The organism is Chryseobacterium sp. Marseille-Q8038 (genome assembly GCF_965111995.1).
This window is the reverse complement of the sequence record NZ_CBCOPN010000002.1, coordinates 925,430-943,805: the sequence shown is the minus strand read 5'-3', so window position 1 is coordinate 943,805 and position 18,376 is coordinate 925,430. Positions and strand designations below refer to the sequence as shown.

At 37.6% G+C, this 18,376-nt stretch carries 15 protein-coding genes; 13 read left to right on the top strand and 2 right to left on the bottom strand.

From position 1 onward, the window contains the following. Positions 1-202 precede the first annotated feature (202 nt). From rpoB to ACWPWS_RS18180, 12 genes are all read left to right on the top strand, one after another. A complete protein-coding gene (rpoB, locus tag ACWPWS_RS18235) occupies positions 203-4,024 on the top strand; it encodes a DNA-directed RNA polymerase subunit beta (protein ID WP_105681604.1) in 3,822 nt (1,273 codons plus the stop codon). A gap of 122 nt (positions 4,025-4,146) precedes the next feature. Further along, entirely contained in the window at positions 4,147-8,412 is a 4,266-nt protein-coding gene (gene rpoC / locus ACWPWS_RS18230) for a DNA-directed RNA polymerase subunit beta' (protein WP_105681603.1), read from the top strand. A gap of 87 nt (positions 8,413-8,499) precedes the next feature. Continuing rightward, entirely contained in the window at positions 8,500-8,805 is a 306-nt protein-coding gene (locus ACWPWS_RS18225) for a DUF3467 domain-containing protein (protein ID WP_002976436.1), read from the top strand. A 181-nt stretch (positions 8,806-8,986) separates the two neighbouring features. Beyond that, a complete protein-coding gene (locus tag ACWPWS_RS18220) occupies positions 8,987-9,637 on the top strand; it encodes a Crp/Fnr family transcriptional regulator (protein WP_209786951.1) in 651 nt (216 codons plus the stop codon). Between the two features lie 125 nt (positions 9,638-9,762). Then, a complete protein-coding gene (locus tag ACWPWS_RS18215; protein WP_454047491.1) occupies positions 9,763-10,605 on the top strand; it encodes a DUF5777 family beta-barrel protein in 843 nt (280 codons plus the stop codon). A gap of 1 nt (position 10,606) precedes the next feature. After that, positions 10,607-10,954 (top strand): hypothetical protein, encoded by a 348-nt coding sequence (locus tag ACWPWS_RS18210; protein ID WP_454047490.1) that lies wholly within the window; start codon positions 10,607-10,609, stop codon positions 10,952-10,954. 12 nt (positions 10,955-10,966) lie between these two features. Beyond that, entirely contained in the window at positions 10,967-11,512 is a 546-nt protein-coding gene (locus ACWPWS_RS18205) for a YceI family protein (RefSeq protein ID WP_454047489.1), read from the top strand. Continuing rightward, positions 11,509-12,033 (top strand): ankyrin repeat domain-containing protein, encoded by a 525-nt coding sequence (locus tag ACWPWS_RS18200; protein ID WP_454047488.1) that lies wholly within the window; start codon positions 11,509-11,511, stop codon positions 12,031-12,033. Before ACWPWS_RS18205 ends, ACWPWS_RS18200 begins: the two co-directional genes overlap by 4 nt. A gap of 1 nt (position 12,034) precedes the next feature. Next, the gene (locus tag ACWPWS_RS18195; RefSeq protein WP_454047487.1) at positions 12,035-12,781 is read left to right on the top strand and encodes a T9SS type A sorting domain-containing protein; all 747 of its coding nucleotides are present in this window, start codon (positions 12,035-12,037) and stop codon (positions 12,779-12,781) included. Positions 12,782-12,913: 132 nt separating this feature from the next. Further along, positions 12,914-13,519 (top strand): GrpB family protein, encoded by a 606-nt coding sequence (locus tag ACWPWS_RS18190; RefSeq protein ID WP_454047486.1) that lies wholly within the window; start codon positions 12,914-12,916, stop codon positions 13,517-13,519. A gap of 24 nt (positions 13,520-13,543) precedes the next feature. Beyond that, positions 13,544-14,389: a GNAT family N-acetyltransferase gene (locus ACWPWS_RS18185; protein WP_454047485.1), complete on the top strand. Its 846-nt coding sequence runs from the start codon at positions 13,544-13,546 to the stop codon at positions 14,387-14,389. Between the two features lie 110 nt (positions 14,390-14,499). Beyond that, a complete protein-coding gene (locus ACWPWS_RS18180) occupies positions 14,500-15,783 on the top strand; it encodes an alkaline phosphatase family protein (RefSeq protein ID WP_454047484.1) in 1,284 nt (427 codons plus the stop codon). A 91-nt stretch (positions 15,784-15,874) separates the two neighbouring features. Here the strand turns inward: ACWPWS_RS18180 and ACWPWS_RS18175 are convergent, their stop codons facing one another. After that, the gene (locus ACWPWS_RS18175) at positions 15,875-16,753 is read right to left on the bottom strand and encodes an NAD(P)H-binding protein (RefSeq protein WP_454047483.1); all 879 of its coding nucleotides are present in this window, start codon (positions 16,751-16,753) and stop codon (positions 15,875-15,877) included. 82 nt (positions 16,754-16,835) lie between these two features. Here ACWPWS_RS18175 and ACWPWS_RS18170 point away from each other — a divergent pair, with 82 nt between their 5' ends. Continuing rightward, positions 16,836-17,264, top strand: coding sequence for a winged helix-turn-helix transcriptional regulator (locus ACWPWS_RS18170; RefSeq protein ID WP_454047482.1), 429 nt, complete (start codon positions 16,836-16,838; stop codon positions 17,262-17,264). 52 nt (positions 17,265-17,316) lie between these two features. On the opposite strand, the gene ACWPWS_RS18165 is transcribed toward ACWPWS_RS18170, so the two are convergent. Beyond that, positions 17,317-18,369: an NAD(P)-dependent alcohol dehydrogenase gene (locus tag ACWPWS_RS18165; RefSeq protein ID WP_454047481.1), complete on the bottom strand. Its 1,053-nt coding sequence runs from the start codon at positions 18,367-18,369 to the stop codon at positions 17,317-17,319. Between the last annotated feature and the right edge of the window lie 7 nt (positions 18,370-18,376).

Here is an 18,376-nt window from a genome sequence, read left to right as displayed (position 1 = left end):
GTAATAAAAATATTTTGCATTACGCTGTGAAAAGATATACCAGTGTTGCAGTTAGAAAGAGCCAAGTACAGCGTTAAAAGAGTTCTAAGGTCCTTCGTGAGCGCCAAAAACACTTTTACCTTTTGCTTTTACCTTGTTTCTTGTTCTTTTCTGATATTTTTTAATGAATCAAAATATTTTTTAACCCTTTCTTAAAAGTTTTATGAGTAAAACAAAATCAACAACTCAAGGAAATCCGAGAATTAATTTCTCATCAGCGAAAGGAAAAATTATCACTCCAGACTTTTTGGATATCCAAATTGAGTCTTTCAGAGAATTTTTCCAGCTTGATACACTTCCTGAAGCCAGAAAGACAGAAGCTCTTTACAAGACTTTCCAAGAGAATTTCCCAATTACGGATTCAAGAAACCAATTCGTATTAGAATTCTTAGACTATCTGGTAGATTCTCCACGTTATTCAATTGATGAGTGTGTGGAAAGAGGACTTACTTATTCAGTTCCTCTAAAAGCTAGACTTAAATTGTATTGTACTGACCCGGAACACGAAGATTTCCAAACTGTGGTTCAGGATGTATATTTAGGTCCGGTTCCTTATATGACGCCAAGTGGGTCTTTCATTATCAATGGTGCTGAAAGAGTTATCGTTACGCAGCTTCACCGTTCACCTGGTGTATTCTTCGGACAGACTTACCACGCGAACGGGACCAAACTTTACTATTCAAGAATTATCCCTTTCAAAGGATCTTGGATGGAATTTACAACAGATATCAACAGCGTAATGTACGCGTATATCGACCGTAAGAAAAAATTACCATTAACAACTTTATTAAGAGCTATCGGATACGAATCTGATAAAGATATCCTTCAAATCTTCGACCTTGCTGAAGAAGTGAAAGTTTCTAAAGCTGCCCTTAAAAAAGTGGAAGGGAGAACATTGGCTGCGAGAGTATTGAACACTTGGTTCGAAGATTTCGTAGACGAAGATACAGGTGAAGTAGTTTCTATCGAAAGAAACGAGATCATCCTGGATAGAGAAACAATCCTTGAAAAAGAACACTTAGATCTTATCCTGGATGCTGGAGTGAAATCTATCTTGATTCACAAAGAAAACAGCAACGAATTCTCAATCATTCAGAATACATTACAAAAAGACCCTACTAACTCTGAAAAAGAAGCGGTAGAGTATATTTATCGTCAGTTAAGAAACGCAGATCCACCAGATGAGGAAACGGCAAGAGGAATCATTGAAAAATTATTCTTCTCTGAGCAGAGATACTCTTTAGGTGAAGTAGGACGTTACAGACTAAACAAAAAGTTAAGTCTAAACATCCCAACTACAACCGAAGTTCTTACAAAGGAAGATATCATTGCAATCGTAAGACACTTAATTGAGTTAGTAAACTCAAAAACGGATGTGGATGATATTGACCACTTATCAAACAGAAGAATTAAAACTGTTGGTGAGCAATTGGCAGGACAGTTCGGTGTAGGTCTTTCAAGAATTGCAAGAACAATCAAGGAAAGAATGAACGTTAGAGATAACGAAATCTTTACTCCGCTTGATCTTGTAAATGCTAAGACATTAACATCTGTAATCAACTCATTCTTCGGTACCAACCAGCTTTCTCAGTTCATGGACCAAACCAACCCTCTATCAGAGATCACTCACAAGAGAAGATTATCTGCACTAGGGCCTGGTGGTTTATCAAGAGAAAGAGCAGGTTTCGAGGTTCGTGACGTTCACCATACTCACTACGGAAGAATTTGTCCGATTGAAACTCCGGAAGGACCAAACATCGGTTTGATTTCATCTCTAGGGATCTATGCTAAAATCAACAACCTAGGTTTCATTGAAACTCCATATAGAAAAGTAGACGGTGGTAAGATTGATCTTAACGCTGATCCTATCTATCTAAATGCAGAAGACGAAGAAGACAAGGTAATTGCTCAGGCAAACGTTGAATTGAGCGATAACGGTGATTTCTTAACAGACAGAATTATTGCAAGATTAGATGGTGACTACCCGGTAGTTGAACCAGCTCAGGTGAACCTTATCGATGTAGCACCAAACCAGATTTCTGGTATTTCTGCTTCATTAATTCCATTCTTGGAACATGATGATGCGAACCGTGCATTGATGGGATCTAACATGATGCGTCAGGCCGTTCCTCTATTGAAGCCACAGGCTCCAATCGTGGGTACAGGGCTTGAGCAACAAGTTGCAAGAGATTCAAGAATCTTAATTAATGCTGAAGGTACAGGTACTGTAGAGTATGTAGATGCTGACAAGATTACCATCAAATACGAAAGAAGCGAAGACGAAGATTTAGTACAATTTGAGTCTGCTACTAAAACATACAAACTTACTAAGTTCAGAAAAACTAACCAGAGTACAACCATTACCCTAAGACCAAACGTAAGAGTAGGTGATGTAGTGGAGAAAGGACAGGTACTTTGCGACGGTTATGCTACTGAAAAAGGAGAATTAGCTCTTGGTAGAAACTTAGTGGTAGCGTTCATGCCTTGGAAAGGATACAACTTTGAGGATGCAATTGTAATCAACGAAAAAGTTGTACGTGAAGACTGGTTTACTTCAATCCACGTAGATGAGTACTCTCTTGAAGTTCGTGATACCAAACTAGGTATGGAAGAGCTTACAGCAGATATTCCAAACGTATCTGAAGAAGCTACTAAAGATCTTGACGAGAACGGTATGATCAGAATCGGTGCTGAAGTGAAACCTGGAGATATCATGATTGGTAAAATTACTCCAAAAGGTGAATCTGACCCGACTCCTGAAGAAAAACTTCTTAGAGCAATCTTCGGTGATAAAGCTGGTGATGTGAAGGATGCTTCATTGAAAGCTGACTCTTCATTAAGAGGAGTTGTTATCAACAAGAAATTGTTCTCTAGAAACATTAAAGACAAAAAGAAAAGAACTGAAGAAAAACTTAGACTTGAAGAAATTGAAAACACTTACAAGGCTAAATTTGATGAGTTGAGAAATACTTTAATTGAAAAATTAAATACACTGGTAAGCGGTAAAACTTCTCAAGGGGTACAAAATGACCTTGACGAAGAAATCATCGGTAAAGGTGTGAAATTTACTCACAAGTTATTAACTTCAGTTGAAGATTATGTAAATGTTAGCGGTGCAGACTGGACAGTTGACGCTGATAAAAATGAATTGATCAAACAATTAATTCACAATTACAAAATCAAATATAACGACATCCAGGGAGTTAAAAACCGTGAGAAATTTGCAATTTCAATCGGAGATGAGCTTCCGGCAGGGATCATGAAGTTGGCTAAAGTTTACATCGCTAAGAAACGTAAACTGAATGTAGGAGATAAGATGGCAGGACGTCACGGTAACAAAGGTATCGTTTCAAGAATCGTTCGTGAAGAAGATATGCCATTCCTGGAAGATGGAACACCAGTAGATATCGTATTGAATCCACTAGGGGTACCTTCTCGTATGAACATCGGTCAGATCTACGAAACCGTTCTTGGATGGGCTGGTAGAAAATTAGGATTGAAGTTCGCTACGCCAATCTTTGATGGAGCAAGTCTTGATCAGATTACTGAATATACTGAGAAAGCAGGTCTTCCTAAATTCGGTCACACTCACCTTTATGATGGTGGTACCGGAGAAAGATTTACTCAGGCTGCGACAGTAGGTATCATTTACATGTTGAAACTAGGACACATGGTAGATGATAAGATGCACGCACGTTCTATTGGTCCTTACTCATTGATTACTCAGCAGCCGTTAGGAGGTAAAGCTCAGTTCGGAGGTCAGAGATTCGGAGAGATGGAGGTTTGGGCACTTGAAGCATTCGGTGCATCTAACATCCTGAGAGAGATCCTTACTGTGAAGTCGGATGACGTGATTGGTAGAGCAAAAACTTATGAAGCAATTGCGAAAGGTGAATCTATGCCTGAACCAGGTATTCCAGAATCATTCAACGTATTACTTCACGAGTTACAAGGTCTTGGATTAGACGTAAGATTGGAGGAGTAAGATATCAGATGTCAGACACAAGATGTCAGACTATGGCACTCTAAAAATTTTATAATCCTTGAATTTGGAATGATGATTTCGTCTGAAATCTGAAATCTGAAATCTAAAATCTAAAAAAAATTATGTCAAATAAAAATAAATCAAGTAGATTTAATAAAATAACCATCGGTTTAGCTTCACCTGAGTCTATTTTGCAAGACTCAAGAGGAGAGGTTCTAAAGCCGGAAACTATTAACTACAGAACTCACAAGCCTGAAAGAGACGGGCTATTCTGTGAGAAAATCTTTGGTCCTGTAAAGGATTACGAATGTGCTTGTGGTAAATACAAGAGAATTCGTTACAAAGGGATTGTGTGTGACCGTTGTGGAGTAGAAGTTACTGAGAAAAAAGTAAGAAGAGAGAGAATCGGGCACATCAACCTTGTAGTTCCAATTGCACACATCTGGTATTTCCGTTCATTACCAAACAAAATCGGATACCTTTTAGGAATTCCTTCTAAGAAATTAGACATGATCATCTACTACGAAAGATATGTAGTGATTCAGCAGGGTATTGCTAAAAAATTAGACGGTTCTGATTTTGAAAATATGGAATTCCTTACAGAAGAAGAGTACCTTGATATCATGGAAACTCTTCCTGTAGAAAACCAGTATCTTGATGATTCTGATCCAAATAAATTCATCGCCAGAATGGGTGCTGAAGCTGTTGAAGATCTATTAAAAAGAATTGATCTTGATGCATTGTCTTTCGACTTGAGACACAAAGCTCACAACGAAGGTTCAAAACAAAGAAGAACTGAAGCACTGAAAAGATTGAACGTTGTAGAAGCATTAAGAGGTGCTAATACAAGAATGATCAACAGACCAGAGTGGATGATCATGCGTGTACTTCCTGTTATCCCACCAGAATTAAGACCATTAGTTCCATTGGATGGAGGACGTTTCGCAACTTCTGACTTGAATGACCTTTATAGAAGAGTTATTATCAGAAATAACCGTTTGAAAAGATTATTGGAGATCAAAGCTCCTGAAGTAATCTTGAGAAACGAGAAGCGTATGCTTCAGGAATCAGTAGATTCATTATTCGATAACACAAGAAAATCTTCTGCAGTAAAATCTGAATCAAACAGACCATTGAAATCACTTTCTGATTCATTGAAAGGTAAGCAAGGTCGTTTCCGTCAGAACCTACTGGGGAAAAGGGTTGACTACTCTGCGCGTTCGGTAATTGTTGTAGGTCCAAACTTACAGCTTCACGAATGTGGTATTCCTAAAGATATGGCAGCTGAACTTTACAAACCATTCATCATTAGAAAACTAATTGAAAGAGGTATTGTAAAAACAGTAAAATCTGCAAAGAGAATTATCGACAGAAAAGAACCGGTAGTTTATGATATCCTTGAAAACGTGATGAAAGGTCACCCTGTTCTATTGAACAGAGCACCTACTCTTCACAGATTGGGTATTCAGGCTTTCCAACCTAAGATGATCGAAGGTAAAGCAATCCAGCTACACCCGTTAGTAACTACGGCCTTCAATGCCGATTTCGATGGTGACCAGATGGCAGTACACTTGCCATTAGGACCAGAAGCGATCCTTGAAGCTCAGTTATTGATGTTAGGTTCTCAAAACATCTTGAACCCTGCAAACGGTTCTCCAATTACAGTACCATCTCAGGACATGGTTCTTGGTCTTTATTTCATGACTAAAGAATTAAGCTCTACTGAGACGATGAAAGTAAAAGGAGAAGGTCTTGCATTCTATTCTCCTGAAGAAGCGGAAATCGCTTATGCTGAAGGTAGAGTATCTTTAAATGCTAAAGTAAGATGTAGACTGCCTATCAAAGAAGATGGTGAAATCGTTACAAGATTGATCGAAACTTCTGTAGGTAGAATCCTGTTCAACCAGATTGTACCTAAGCAGGTAGGATATATCAATGAACTTCTTACGAAAAAATCATTGAGAAACGTTATCGGTAAGATCCTTGCTGATACAGATTTCCCTACAACTGTGAAGTTCCTGGATGCAATGAAAGACTTAGGGTATTCAAACGCATTCAAAGGAGGTCTTTCTTTCTCACTAGGGGATATTGTAGTTCCTGTTGAGAAAAAGCAGATGATTGCTACTTCTATTGAAACTGTAGACGAAATTAGAGCTAACTATAACATGGGTCTAATTACAGATACAGAACGTTATAACCAGGTAATCGACGTTTGGACAAATACCAACGCTGGATTAACTGAAATGATCATGAGCAGAATGAAAGTTGACCAAGGTGGATTTAACTCTGTATACATGATGCTTGACTCTGGAGCGAGGGGTTCTAAAGAACAGATCCGTCAGTTATCAGGGATGAGAGGTTTGATGGCAAAACCGCAGAAAGCCGGATCTACCGGAGCGGAGATCATCGAAAACCCGATCCTTGCAAACTTTAAGGAAGGTCTTTCGATTCTAGAGTACTTTATCTCTACCCACGGTGCTCGTAAGGGTCTTGCGGATACCGCTCTTAAGACAGCCGATGCTGGTTACTTAACGAGAAGATTGGTAGACGTTGCACAGGATGTTATCGTTACAGAAGATGACTGTGGAACGCTGAGAGGTACAGAAGTTACTGCACTTAAGAAAAATGACGAGATCGTTGAAAGAATCTCTGAAAGAATCTTAGGTAGAGTTTCCCTTCATAATATCTATGATCCGGAATCTGACGAGCTTATTGCGAGTGCAGATCAGGTAATCATCGAAGAATTAGCTAAGAGAATTGAAGAAGCAGGATTAGAAGCTGTTGAAGTTCGTTCACCATTAACTTGTGAAGCTAAGAAAGGTATCTGTGCAAAATGTTATGGTAGAAACCTGGCAACAGGTAAAGTAATTCACATGGGTGAAGCGGTAGGTGTAATTGCAGCACAGTCAATTGGGGAACCAGGTACTCAGCTTACGTTGAGAACTTTCCACCAAGGGGGTACTGCAGGAAACGTATCAGAAAATCCATCTATCGTTGCAAGAAGAGATGGTATCGTTGAAATGGACGAAGTAAGAACAATTACTTCTGAAGATGAAAACGGTAATACAGCTGAGGTTGTAGTTTCTCGTTCAACAGAATTCAGATTAGTTGCTGATAATGAGTCAAGAACTCCATTAATGGTAGCTAACGTACCTTACGGATCTATATTATCTGTGAAACCAGGTGATAAAGTGAAGAAAGGAGATACAATCTGTAGATGGGATCCATATAACGCGGTTATCATTGCTGAAACTTCAGGTAAGGTAGAATACGAGGATATCATCCAGGGTATTTCATTCCAGCTTGAAATTGACGAACAAACAGGATTTGAAGAGAAAGTAATCTCTGAATCTAGAAATAAGAAAGCCGTACCTACCTTGAAAGTGGTAGACTCTAAAGGTATTGAGCAAAAAGCTTACAACTTACCGGTAGGAGCCCACTTAATGGTTAACGATGGTGAAAAAATTAAGGCGGGTAAAGTCTTAATCAAGATCCCAAGAAAATCTGCAAAAGCAGGGGATATCACCGGAGGTCTTCCGAGAGTTACCGAATTATTCGAAGCAAGAAACCCTTCAAACCCAGCGGTTGTTACTGAAATCGACGGGGTAGTTTCTTACGGAAAAATCAAGAGAGGTAACCGTGAACTTATTGTTGAGGCTAAAACTGGAGAAAGAAAAATCTATTTGGTAAAACTTTCTAACCAGATTCTTGTTCAGGAGAATGACTTCGTAAGAGCAGGTTCTCCACTTTCTGACGGTTCTATTACACCGGAAGATATCTTAAGAATTAAAGGTCCAACTGCCGTTCAGGAATACTTAGTAAACGAAATTCAGGAAGTTTACCGTCTACAGGGGGTAAAAATTGACGACAAGCACTTCGAAATTATCGTAAGACAGATGATGACGAAAGTATCTATCGTTGATGGAGGTGATACTCAGTTCCTTGAAGGAGCTCTTGAGCACAAGTATGATTTCTTGGAAGAAAACAACAGAGTATTCGGTCTTAAAGTAGTTGTAGATGCTGGTGATTCTAAAGAATTCAGCCCAGGTCAGATGATTAACGCAAGAGAATTAAGAGACGAAAACTCTAAATTAAGACGTGAAGATCAAAACTTGGTAGAAGTAAGAGAAGCTCTTCCTGCTACAGCAACACCTGTATTACAAGGTATTACCAGAGCAGCCCTTCAGACTAAGTCATTCATGTCTGCAGCATCGTTCCAGGAAACAACTAAGGTTCTTAACGAAGCAGCAGTTGCTGGTAAGGTAGATAATCTTGGAGGTCTTAAAGAAAATGTAATTGTAGGACACAGAATCCCTGCAGGTACAGGTCTTAAAGAGTACCAGAACGTTATTGTTGGTTCTAAGAAAGAATTCGAAGACCTTAACTAAAATTAATGATTTGAAATTTGGGATTTGAAATTATTTTTATATTTTCACAATCTCAAATTTCGAATTTTAAAAACATAATTTATAACAATGGACAACAATCAAAATCCACAAGACGGAAACATCAACATCGAATTAAACGAAATGGTAGCTGCTGGTATCTATGCTAACCTAGCTTTAGTAAACCACTCTCCATCTGAATTTGTAGTAGACTTTATTCAGTTGATGCCAGGTGTTCAGCAAGCTAAAGTAAGATCAAGAGTAATTCTTGCTCCACTTCACGCTAAAAGAGTATTAAACGCTCTTCAACAGAACATCGCTAACTACGAGCAGCAGTTCGGAGAAATCAAAGAAGTTGAGCCTTTCGTATTAGGAGGAAACAACGTTCAAGCGTAAGATTTCTTTTACAATAATATAAAGAATGCCCTGGTTTTCCAGGGCATTTTTTTATTCTACCCCCTAAGTAAAGGAGATTAAAATCTTTTTAATTGTTAATTTTCTTTAATAAGGTAAAAATATATAGTAACGATATAGCAATTTTATATCTTTGTTTAAGAAAAAGCAGAAAATATAAGATATGATTGATAACTCGTTCGCTGTAAGTAAATTTGGCTTTCTGGGCACTGATTTTTTATCCGAGCTCGAAAAGCATGCTGTTGCCATTGATATAAAAGCAAAAACTGAAATCATAAGAGAAGGACAGAAGAATAAGTTTGTTCCTTTCTTAATAAAAGGATCTATCAAGGTTTTTACCCTTAATGATGGAAGAGAACTCATCTACTATTATATTAAACCTAAAGATAGTTGCCTTATGACGTTTTCTTCTATTTTGACGGATTATATCAGCAGAGTATATGCCGTAGCAGAAGAAGACTCAAAAGCTATTCTCATCCCTGTTTCCATAATGCATGAATGGCTGATTAAATTTCCGGAAATCAATAAACTGTTTTATCATGAATATGACCGCAGATTTTCAGAAGTTATGAATATGGTAAATGATGCCGTATTTCACAGGCTTGACAAGAGAGTGCTGAATTATATTAAACAGCAGATTTCAACCACAGGAAGCAACCCTATTAAGATCACCCATCGCGAAATTGCCAACAGTTTGGGAACTTCCAGAGAAGTTGTGAGCAGAGTTTTGAAAAAAATTGAAAGCGAAGGTGAAATCGCTCAGACCAAAGAAGGAATAAAAGTTCCTGTAAATGAAAATGTTAGGATGATCTAATTTTATTTGTTTGAATTGTTTATTTCTATCATTGATAAAAACAATTTGAGTGGTGACTTTTATCACCTATTTTTGAATTGAGAACTCGATAAGTTTGTTATATCATAATTTAATTCAAATTGTATATGACAAAAACTCTCTTATTTTTGTCGGTATTTTCTTCAGGTCTTGTCTTTGCACAGGAAGATCTGTTGAAAGATATTGACACGGTGAAAACCAACACAGAAACCTCACAACCCGCCTTCAAAGCTCTTCAGATTGTTACAGGGCAATCTACAAAACTGGCTGCCAAAAAAGAATGGTACATTATCGTTGCCCATAGATTTGGAGATATAAGCGCAGGATTTAAAGACTTTTTTGGCCTGGATCATGCTTCCACCAAATTAGGTGTTATCTATGGCATCTCAGATGCAGTATCTGTAAGCCTTTCCAGAGAAACGAATATGAAAACGTTTGAAGGAGCAGTGAAATACAGACTGGTAAAACAAAGTGAAAACTTTCCGGTGGATATTGTGGGGTACAATGTAATGGGTGCCAATACTGAACTGGATAAAGATACGTATCCACACCTGAAATTCAATGACAGGCTTTCTTATCTTACACAGGCATTAATCTCGAGAAGGTTCAGTGATAAGCTTTCCGTACAGCTTACCCCTTCCTTCGTTCACAAAAATCTTTACGAACCTACTATTGAAAACAAAAACCAGTTTCTGGCAGGTTTGGGAGGACGCTACAAAATCTCAAAAAGAGTTTCTCTGAATGCAGAGTACTTTGTGAATTTTGACGATCACAGTTTTTATAAAAATCCTTTATCATTAGGGGTGGATATAGAAACAGGAGGACACGTGTTCCAGCTTTTACTAACAAACTCCCAGATAAATTCAGATATCGGATATCTTACCAATGCCACAGGAGCATGGGGAAAGGGACATATTTTCTTTGGGTTTAATCTTTATAGAGTTTTTTAATATGAAAAAGCTAACATCCTTATTGATATTGTCATCAGCAATCATACTGATGGCTTGTGACAGCAGAACTTATGAAGAGATTTCTGACAACACACCAATCACTGCTCCGGTAAAATATACAGCAGACGTAAAACCCATTGTGGATAACAATTGCATAGGCTGTCATTCTGCAGGAAGTTTTAAACCATTTGTTACTTATGATCAGGTAAAAAACAATATAGACGGAATTCTGGATCGTATCCAAAGGCCTAACGGTGATCCCGGGAAAATGCCACAGGGAGGATCTTTATCTGCTACCCAGATCAATATTTTCATCAAGTGGAAAGCTGACGGATTAAATGAAAATTAAAAAAAAATTGATATGAAAAAATTAGCATTATTAAGCGTATTACTCTTTTCTGCAGGGTATGCTTCAGCACAAAAATACAGTTCTAAAACAGGAAAAGTGACTTTTGAAGCTTCGGTTCCTTTGTTTGATGATATTTTTGCCCAGGATGACAATAATATTGTGATTCTGAACGCAGACAATGGGGAGATGGCATCAGTTTCAACGGTTAAAAACTTTCATTTTAAAACAAAATTAATGGAAGAGCATTTCAATGAAAGCTATGCAGAATCTGCAAAATATCCGAAAACAACTTTCAAAGGGAAAATAGTCAACTTTGATAAAACAAAACTTACGGCAAGTCCTCAGAAATATACCGTTCAGGGAACGTTAAACTTTCACGGTGTAGACAAAGCTGTTGCTTCTGCAGCCACTCTATATGCAAAAGACGGAAAAATCTATATGCAGGGTGGATTTATGGCCAGACCTGCTGATTATAAAGTTACCATTCCTAAAATGGTGACTAAGAAAGTGGCTGAAAATGTCAATATTGAATACAACTATATAATGGTGAAACAATGAGACCGCTAATCTTACTATTTGGACTGTTCCTGAGCTCATTGATCTCTGCTCAGGAAAAGGCAAAATCAATTTTTGATATTGCCAGAAGAGGAACCGTAACTGAAGTTCAGGAGTTGATGAAACAAAATCCGGATATCATTAATCAAACTAATGAGAACGGATTTTCACCTCTTATTTTAGCATGTTACAGAGGAAATACAGGCGTTGCAGATTTTCTGATTGATAACGTAAAAGATGTCAACTACAAAAGCCGTGAAGGAACAGCACTTGCCGGTCTTGCTATTAAATACAACAAAGATCTGGTAGAACACCTGTTAAAGAAAAAAGCGGATCCCAATATTGCGGATGCTACGGGATACACTCCTTTATTCTGGGCTGTAAAATCCGGAAATAAAGAACTGATAGAGCAGCTGCTTAGATATAAAGCAGATAAAACAAAAAAAGATTCAATGGGAATGACTCCTTTTGAATATGCATTGCAAACCAACAACAAAGAAATTATTAACCTTTTTAAAAATTGATATGAAAAAAACTTTACTAGTACTTAGTTTAGCTCTTGCTAATTTTGCATGGGCACAGTTTTCGTCAGGCGTTGTAAATCTACCCAGTACAGCTATGACGGTGAAATTAGATACGACTCCAACCGGAGTAACGATTACGGTAACAGGTGACAGCAACTCTATGTTGGGAATAGGTTTTGGAACTGTAGGAATGGCTCCAGGTTCAGACGGGTTTATTTATAATACATCGGCGAACAGAGATTATACATTTATTGGGATGACAACACCTAATGCAGATGCTTCTCAGGACTGGACGGAAACTTCCAATACCATTTCCGGAAGTACAAGAACTGTAGTGGCAACAAGATCCCTTTCAGGTGGGGCAGGAGATTTTGCGATTGCCAATGCTGCCGGAACAATCAATATCTTTTATTCCCGTAAAAGTACCGGAACTTCTTTAGGATATCATGATGCAGGAAGAGGATATGCTTCTTTAACCATGACAGCAGCGAGTTTATCTACTAACGAAATTGCTTCCAATAGCAAGAAGGTAAATCTTTACCCGAATCCTGCGAAATCAACGGTAAACTTCAAAAACTTTGATAAAATTAGAAGTGTTGATATCTATGAAGCAACCGGAAGAAAGATAAAATCAGTGAAACCGGAGGGTGAAAGTATCAATGTTGAAGACCTGAAGTCAGGAAGCTACTATCTTGAAATTCAGCTTAAAGATGGAACTACATCTTACGAAAAACTGATTAAAGAATAATTTTTAGAAAAAGCACACCTAAATATTTAGCAATGATACCTCTGATTTTTCAGGGGTGTCATTTTTTGTTAAGTATTAATTCTAGGGAGTTTGCTGAGAAAATTTTTATATTTGTGTAATATCTGGATACCTATGAAAGTTACTTTTGAAAAATACAATCCTTTCTGGAAAAAACAGTTTGAAACCATCAAAAAAGAACTCGAGAACTGTATAGGTTTTTTGAATCCGGAAATTGAACATATTGGCAGCACATCTGTGGAAGGTTTATCTGCAAAACCAGTTATTGATATTATGATTGGGGTAAAGGATGAAAAAGAACTTGATAAAGTTCCTCCTTTACTGGAAGGAAAAGATTATGTCTATTACGAAAAGTATAATGAAGATATGCCATATCGCCGTTTCTTTATTAAACTTACAGATCATGCCCATGCATTAGGATTTCCTGATGTAATTTATTCAAAGGATGAAATTCCTGAGAGAATTCACAATCATCAGCTCCGTATTGCTCATATTCACGTTATTCCAACTTCTTCAGAACACTGGCTTCGCCATTTGGCTTTCAGGGATTATCTTCGTACTCATCCGGAGGTAAAGGAAGAATATCAAAAACTGAAAGAGGAATTGAGTAAAAAAGAATGGTTTGACGGGAATGATTATAATCAGGAAAAAGACCCATTTATAAAAAGAGAAGAACGTAACGCCATCCAATGGTATTTGAATCAACAGAGTAAAGCATAATTACTATATAAATTTTAAATATTTATGGAATTTAAAACCTTAACCAATATTACAATTGATGAGCTTTTATCAGTATTCAACCATTCATTTTCTGATTATGTAGTCCCATTTCATTTAACCAAAGACGTGCTTGTTGCTAAAATAGCTGCCGAAAAATTGGATATGAATCTTTCTGCCGGAGCATTTGAAAATGGAAAATTGGTAGGCTTTATTCTTCAGGCTGAAAAAGTTGAAAATGGTGAAAAGATTATCTACAACGGAGGTACAGGAGTTGTTCCGGAAAGTAGAGGCAAAGGATTGGTGAGAAAAATGTACGATTTTATTATTCCCATTTTAAAAGAAAGAAATGCCAATACATTACTGCTTGAAGTTATTGAAGGAAATCAGCCTGCAATCAGAGCTTATGAAAACTTAGGATTCAGCATTGTCAGAAGGCTGCTTTGCTTTAATGGAAACATCAAGCATGGAGAAGAAAATACCGGAGTAGTGATAAAAGATCTCAAAGACTTTCAATGGGATGTGTTATGTTCTTTTTGGGATATTGAACCTTCCTGGCAGGGATCTGTATTCGTATTAGAGCCAATGCCGGAAAACTATATCACTTTAGGAGCTTATGATGGAGATCAGCTGGCTGGATATATCGTTTATGGTCCTGCCGCAAAAAAAATATATCAGTTTGCCGTAGATAAGAAGTATAGAAACCGTGGAATTGGGACAATGCTTTTTAATGCTATTAGAGAAAAAAATAACGGACAGACAATAGCCTTGAATAATGTAGATGACTCCTCAGAAAACACCAGTAAATTCCTTAGCGAAAAAATAGGACTGAACAATTGGTTGTCACAATTTGAAATGAAAAGATCTATTTAACAGGGAGTAATTTTGACTCAGAAAAAATAAGAAGGTTTTAATATACTTTTAATCTCTTAAACTTTTCGGGGAGAAGTATAGGATGTAACTTTGCCGAAAATTTTTAAATAATGAAGCGAGGAATCCATTTTTTACTGCTGCTAATTTCCTTTACAGCTTTTGCACAACAGGTCAATATTGATACAGCCCAGGTTGTTATACCGGGAAGACAAAACAGTACGGAAGCCCAGGCAAAGCCTTACGTAATTATGATATCTACGGATGGTTTCCGTTATGACTATGCCCAAAAATACAATGCTGAAAATCTTTTGAAGCTGGCTAATGGAGGTGTAAAGGCTGAAGCAATGATTCCAAGCTATCCCAGTATTACTTTTCCCAACCACTGGAGTTTAATCACCGGACTTTATCCTTCTCACCATGGCCTGATTGATAACTTTTTCTACGATTACAAGAGAAAGGAAGGCTATGCAATGAGCAACAAAAAAAATGCTGAGGACGGAAGCTGGTATGGAGGAACTCCGCTTTGGGGACTTGCTGAAAAACAGGGAATGATCTCAGCTTCTTTAATGTGGGTGGGATCTGCCAGCGATGCAGGAGGAATAAGACCTACTTACTATTATCCGTATCACGAGAAATTTACTCCTTCTGAAAAAGTAGGAAAAGTTGTAAACTGGCTGAAATTACCGGAAGATAAAAGACCTCACTTTATTTCATTATATTTTCCGGAAGTGGATGGAAGCGGACATCATTATGGTCCGGATACCAAAGAAACGGAAAATGCTGTTCATCTGATAGATCAGGCCATTGGTGACCTTGTTCAGAAAGTAAATGATTTAGGATTAAAGAATGTCAACTTTATTTTTGTTTCAGACCACGGAATGATCAAAGTAGATGGAGGTACACCTTTGGAAATTCCGGCTGTTCTTTTGGATAAAAACAGATTTGATATTTACAATTCCCAGACTTTGCTGAGAGTTTACGTTAAAAATCCGGAAGAGGTAAAAGCGGTTTATAAAGAACTTAAAGCTAACAAAACAGATGATTACGAAGTATATCTGGATAAAAAACTGCCTAGATATCTGCACTTTGCCACAAGAGATGATCAGTACCACAGAATAGGGCAGATTCTTCTGATTCCAAAAGCTCCTAAAATCTTCCTGGAAAAAGGCAAGAAAACCTCTGTTGGAAAGCACGGTTACAATCCTAAAGTAGTTCCGGAAATGAAAGCTACTTTCTTTGCCTGGGGACCGGAATTTAAAAATAATCTGGTGATCGACGAATTTGCCAATATCAATGTTTATCCTTTGGTTGCTGAGGTTTTAGGATTAAAAATAGATCAGCCCATTGACGGAAAATTGAACGTTTTAAAAGAAACCCTGAAAGAGAAAAAATAATCTTAAACTTAAGATGTCATATTAAAAATAGAATCGGCGCACCAAAGGTGCGCCGATTCTATTTTTCTCAATCTTGAAAAGACAAAAGAAATTAGAATTTAGAAGAAAACTCCTTCGCAAAATCTTCTAGCTTGATGTTTCCTGTTACGGGAGAACCATGATCAATAAAATCTTTTTGTACCACACCGGTTCTTATTCCTCGTCCCATTTCAACATACAGTTTGGCCATATCTTCCGGTAAACCTGCCTGAAGCATTCCGTTTAAAGACTCTTCATCAGAGAATTCTACCCATGGAAGTTCAGGCTTATTAACAGAAGTTCCCAGAACCTTCGCAAAATCAGAAGCTTTTCTTACATCACTTACAATATATCTGATTGTATTGGTATTTCCGTCTTTTACCAGTTCTTCAGCGGCTGCTTTGGCAATATCATTGGGATGTACCACCGGTACTTCAATACCTGCAGGATAATTACCTCCAATAATTCCTGCATTTTGAATTAAAGGAATATCATTGAAAAAATTATTATAAAAATATCCGGCTCTTAAAAAAGTAAAAGAGGTATTTTCCACTTCATTATATAATTTTTCAATATTGTGAAGACCTGCAATAGGGCCATTTTCTACCGGTGATTCTGCTCCTACACTGCTTAGCATTACAGCTTTTTTTACATTGGCATTTTTTAAAGCTTCAGCATAATTTTTTCCTGCATTGGTCGTGTTTTCTACAATCTTATCCGGGCTGATAGCCGGAGGTGTCATGACAAAAATAGCATCAGCTCCATCAAATGTTTGCGTTAAAAAATTGACGTCTGTAATAGATCCTATAGCTGGCGTTGCTCCCAGAGATTCAATATCCTGTTTTCTGGCATCGCTGCTGCTTACTACTGTAATATTGTGTCCTTCGGCAATTAATTGTTGTGCTAATGGTTTAGCTACGTTTCCCAGTGATCCTGTGATTATAATTTTCATATGTAAATATTTTTTTATTTCTGAGAACAAAGTTATATTTGTACTTACTTTTATACAAGTACTTACCCTAAAGTATGTAGATATGACAGCGATCAAAGAAAGTTCAACCATTCAGGAGAATAAAAAAACAGTGCAGGATTGTCCTGTAATGTATGTTATGGAAAGAATTGGCGGGTTCTGGAAACCAATCATCCTGTTTAATCTTTCCACAGGAGAAAAAAGATACAGCGAATTGAAAAAAGCAATTCCTGCCGTAACGGAAAAAATGCTCATCCAGCATCTAAAACAGCTTGAAGCTGACGGGTTAATTATCAGAACAGCAAAACCTGTAGTGCCGCCTCATGTGACTTATACACTGAGTGAAGCGGGTAATGAACTGGCTCCCGTTATTGATGCCATGGCAGCATGGGCTTTTCAGGACATGGAAAGAAATGATAACCAATGTGCCGAAGGAAACAGATATATAAAAAATCAGGATCAGAATACTTTTAGCCAAAATCTGAAAAAATAAAACAGGCTCTTCGATCTGAAGAGCCTGTTTCTGTTAATATTCTATAGAAGAATTATAAAGACTGCATATCAATCACGAAACGGTATCTCACATCACTTTTCAACATTCTTTCATATGCCTCGTTGATGTCCTGCATTTTGATCATTTCAATTTCTGAAACGATATTGTGCTCCCCACAGAAATCAAGTAATTCCTGAGTTTCAGCAATACCACCGATCACTGAACCTGCTACAGATTTTCTTCCCATAATCATCGGAACCGTATTAAGGATAGGCTCTAAACCTCCAAGATATCCCACAAGAACATGGGTTCCGTTGATATTTAAAGTGGCTACATACGGATTTACATCATGTACATAAGGAACAGTATCAATGATCACATCGAATTTCCCTTTTACAGAATCCATTTGTGCGTCATCAGTAGAAATAATAACATGATCAGCTCCCAGTTGTTTAGCATCATCGGTTTTTCCCGGAGTTCTGGAGAATAAAGTAACTTCAGCTCCCAGTCCTTTTGCTAATTTAATAGCCATGTGGCCCAGACCTCCCAAACCTACAACAGCTACTTTAGAACCAGGACCTACATTCCAGTGTTTCAAAGGTGACCATGTGGTAATACCTGCACAAAGGAGAGGTGCTACACCAGCAAGGTCAAGATTTTCAGGTACTTTTAAAACGTGGTGGGAATCAACAACTACTTTTTGAGAATATCCGCCAAAAGTATGACCTCCCAAATGCTTGTCTTTTCCATTGTATGTTCCTGTGAAACCATTCAGGCAATATTGCTCAAGATCATGCTGGCAGCTGTCACAATGTCCGCACGAATCTACAATACATCCTACTCCAGCAAGATCACCCACTTTAAATTTGGAAACCTCGCTTCCTACTTTTGTGATTCTTCCCACGATTTCATGTCCCGGAACTACAGGATACAAAGATCCGCCCCAGTCGTTTCTTGCTGTATGAAGGTCAGAGTGGCATACCCCGCAGTATAGAATTTCAATCTCTACATCTTTTAAGGTTACTTCTCTTCTTTCAATATTCATTTCTTTCAGATCTGCTGTGGTAGACTCTGCACCATAAGCTTTTACTGTGATTGTACTCATTTTATAT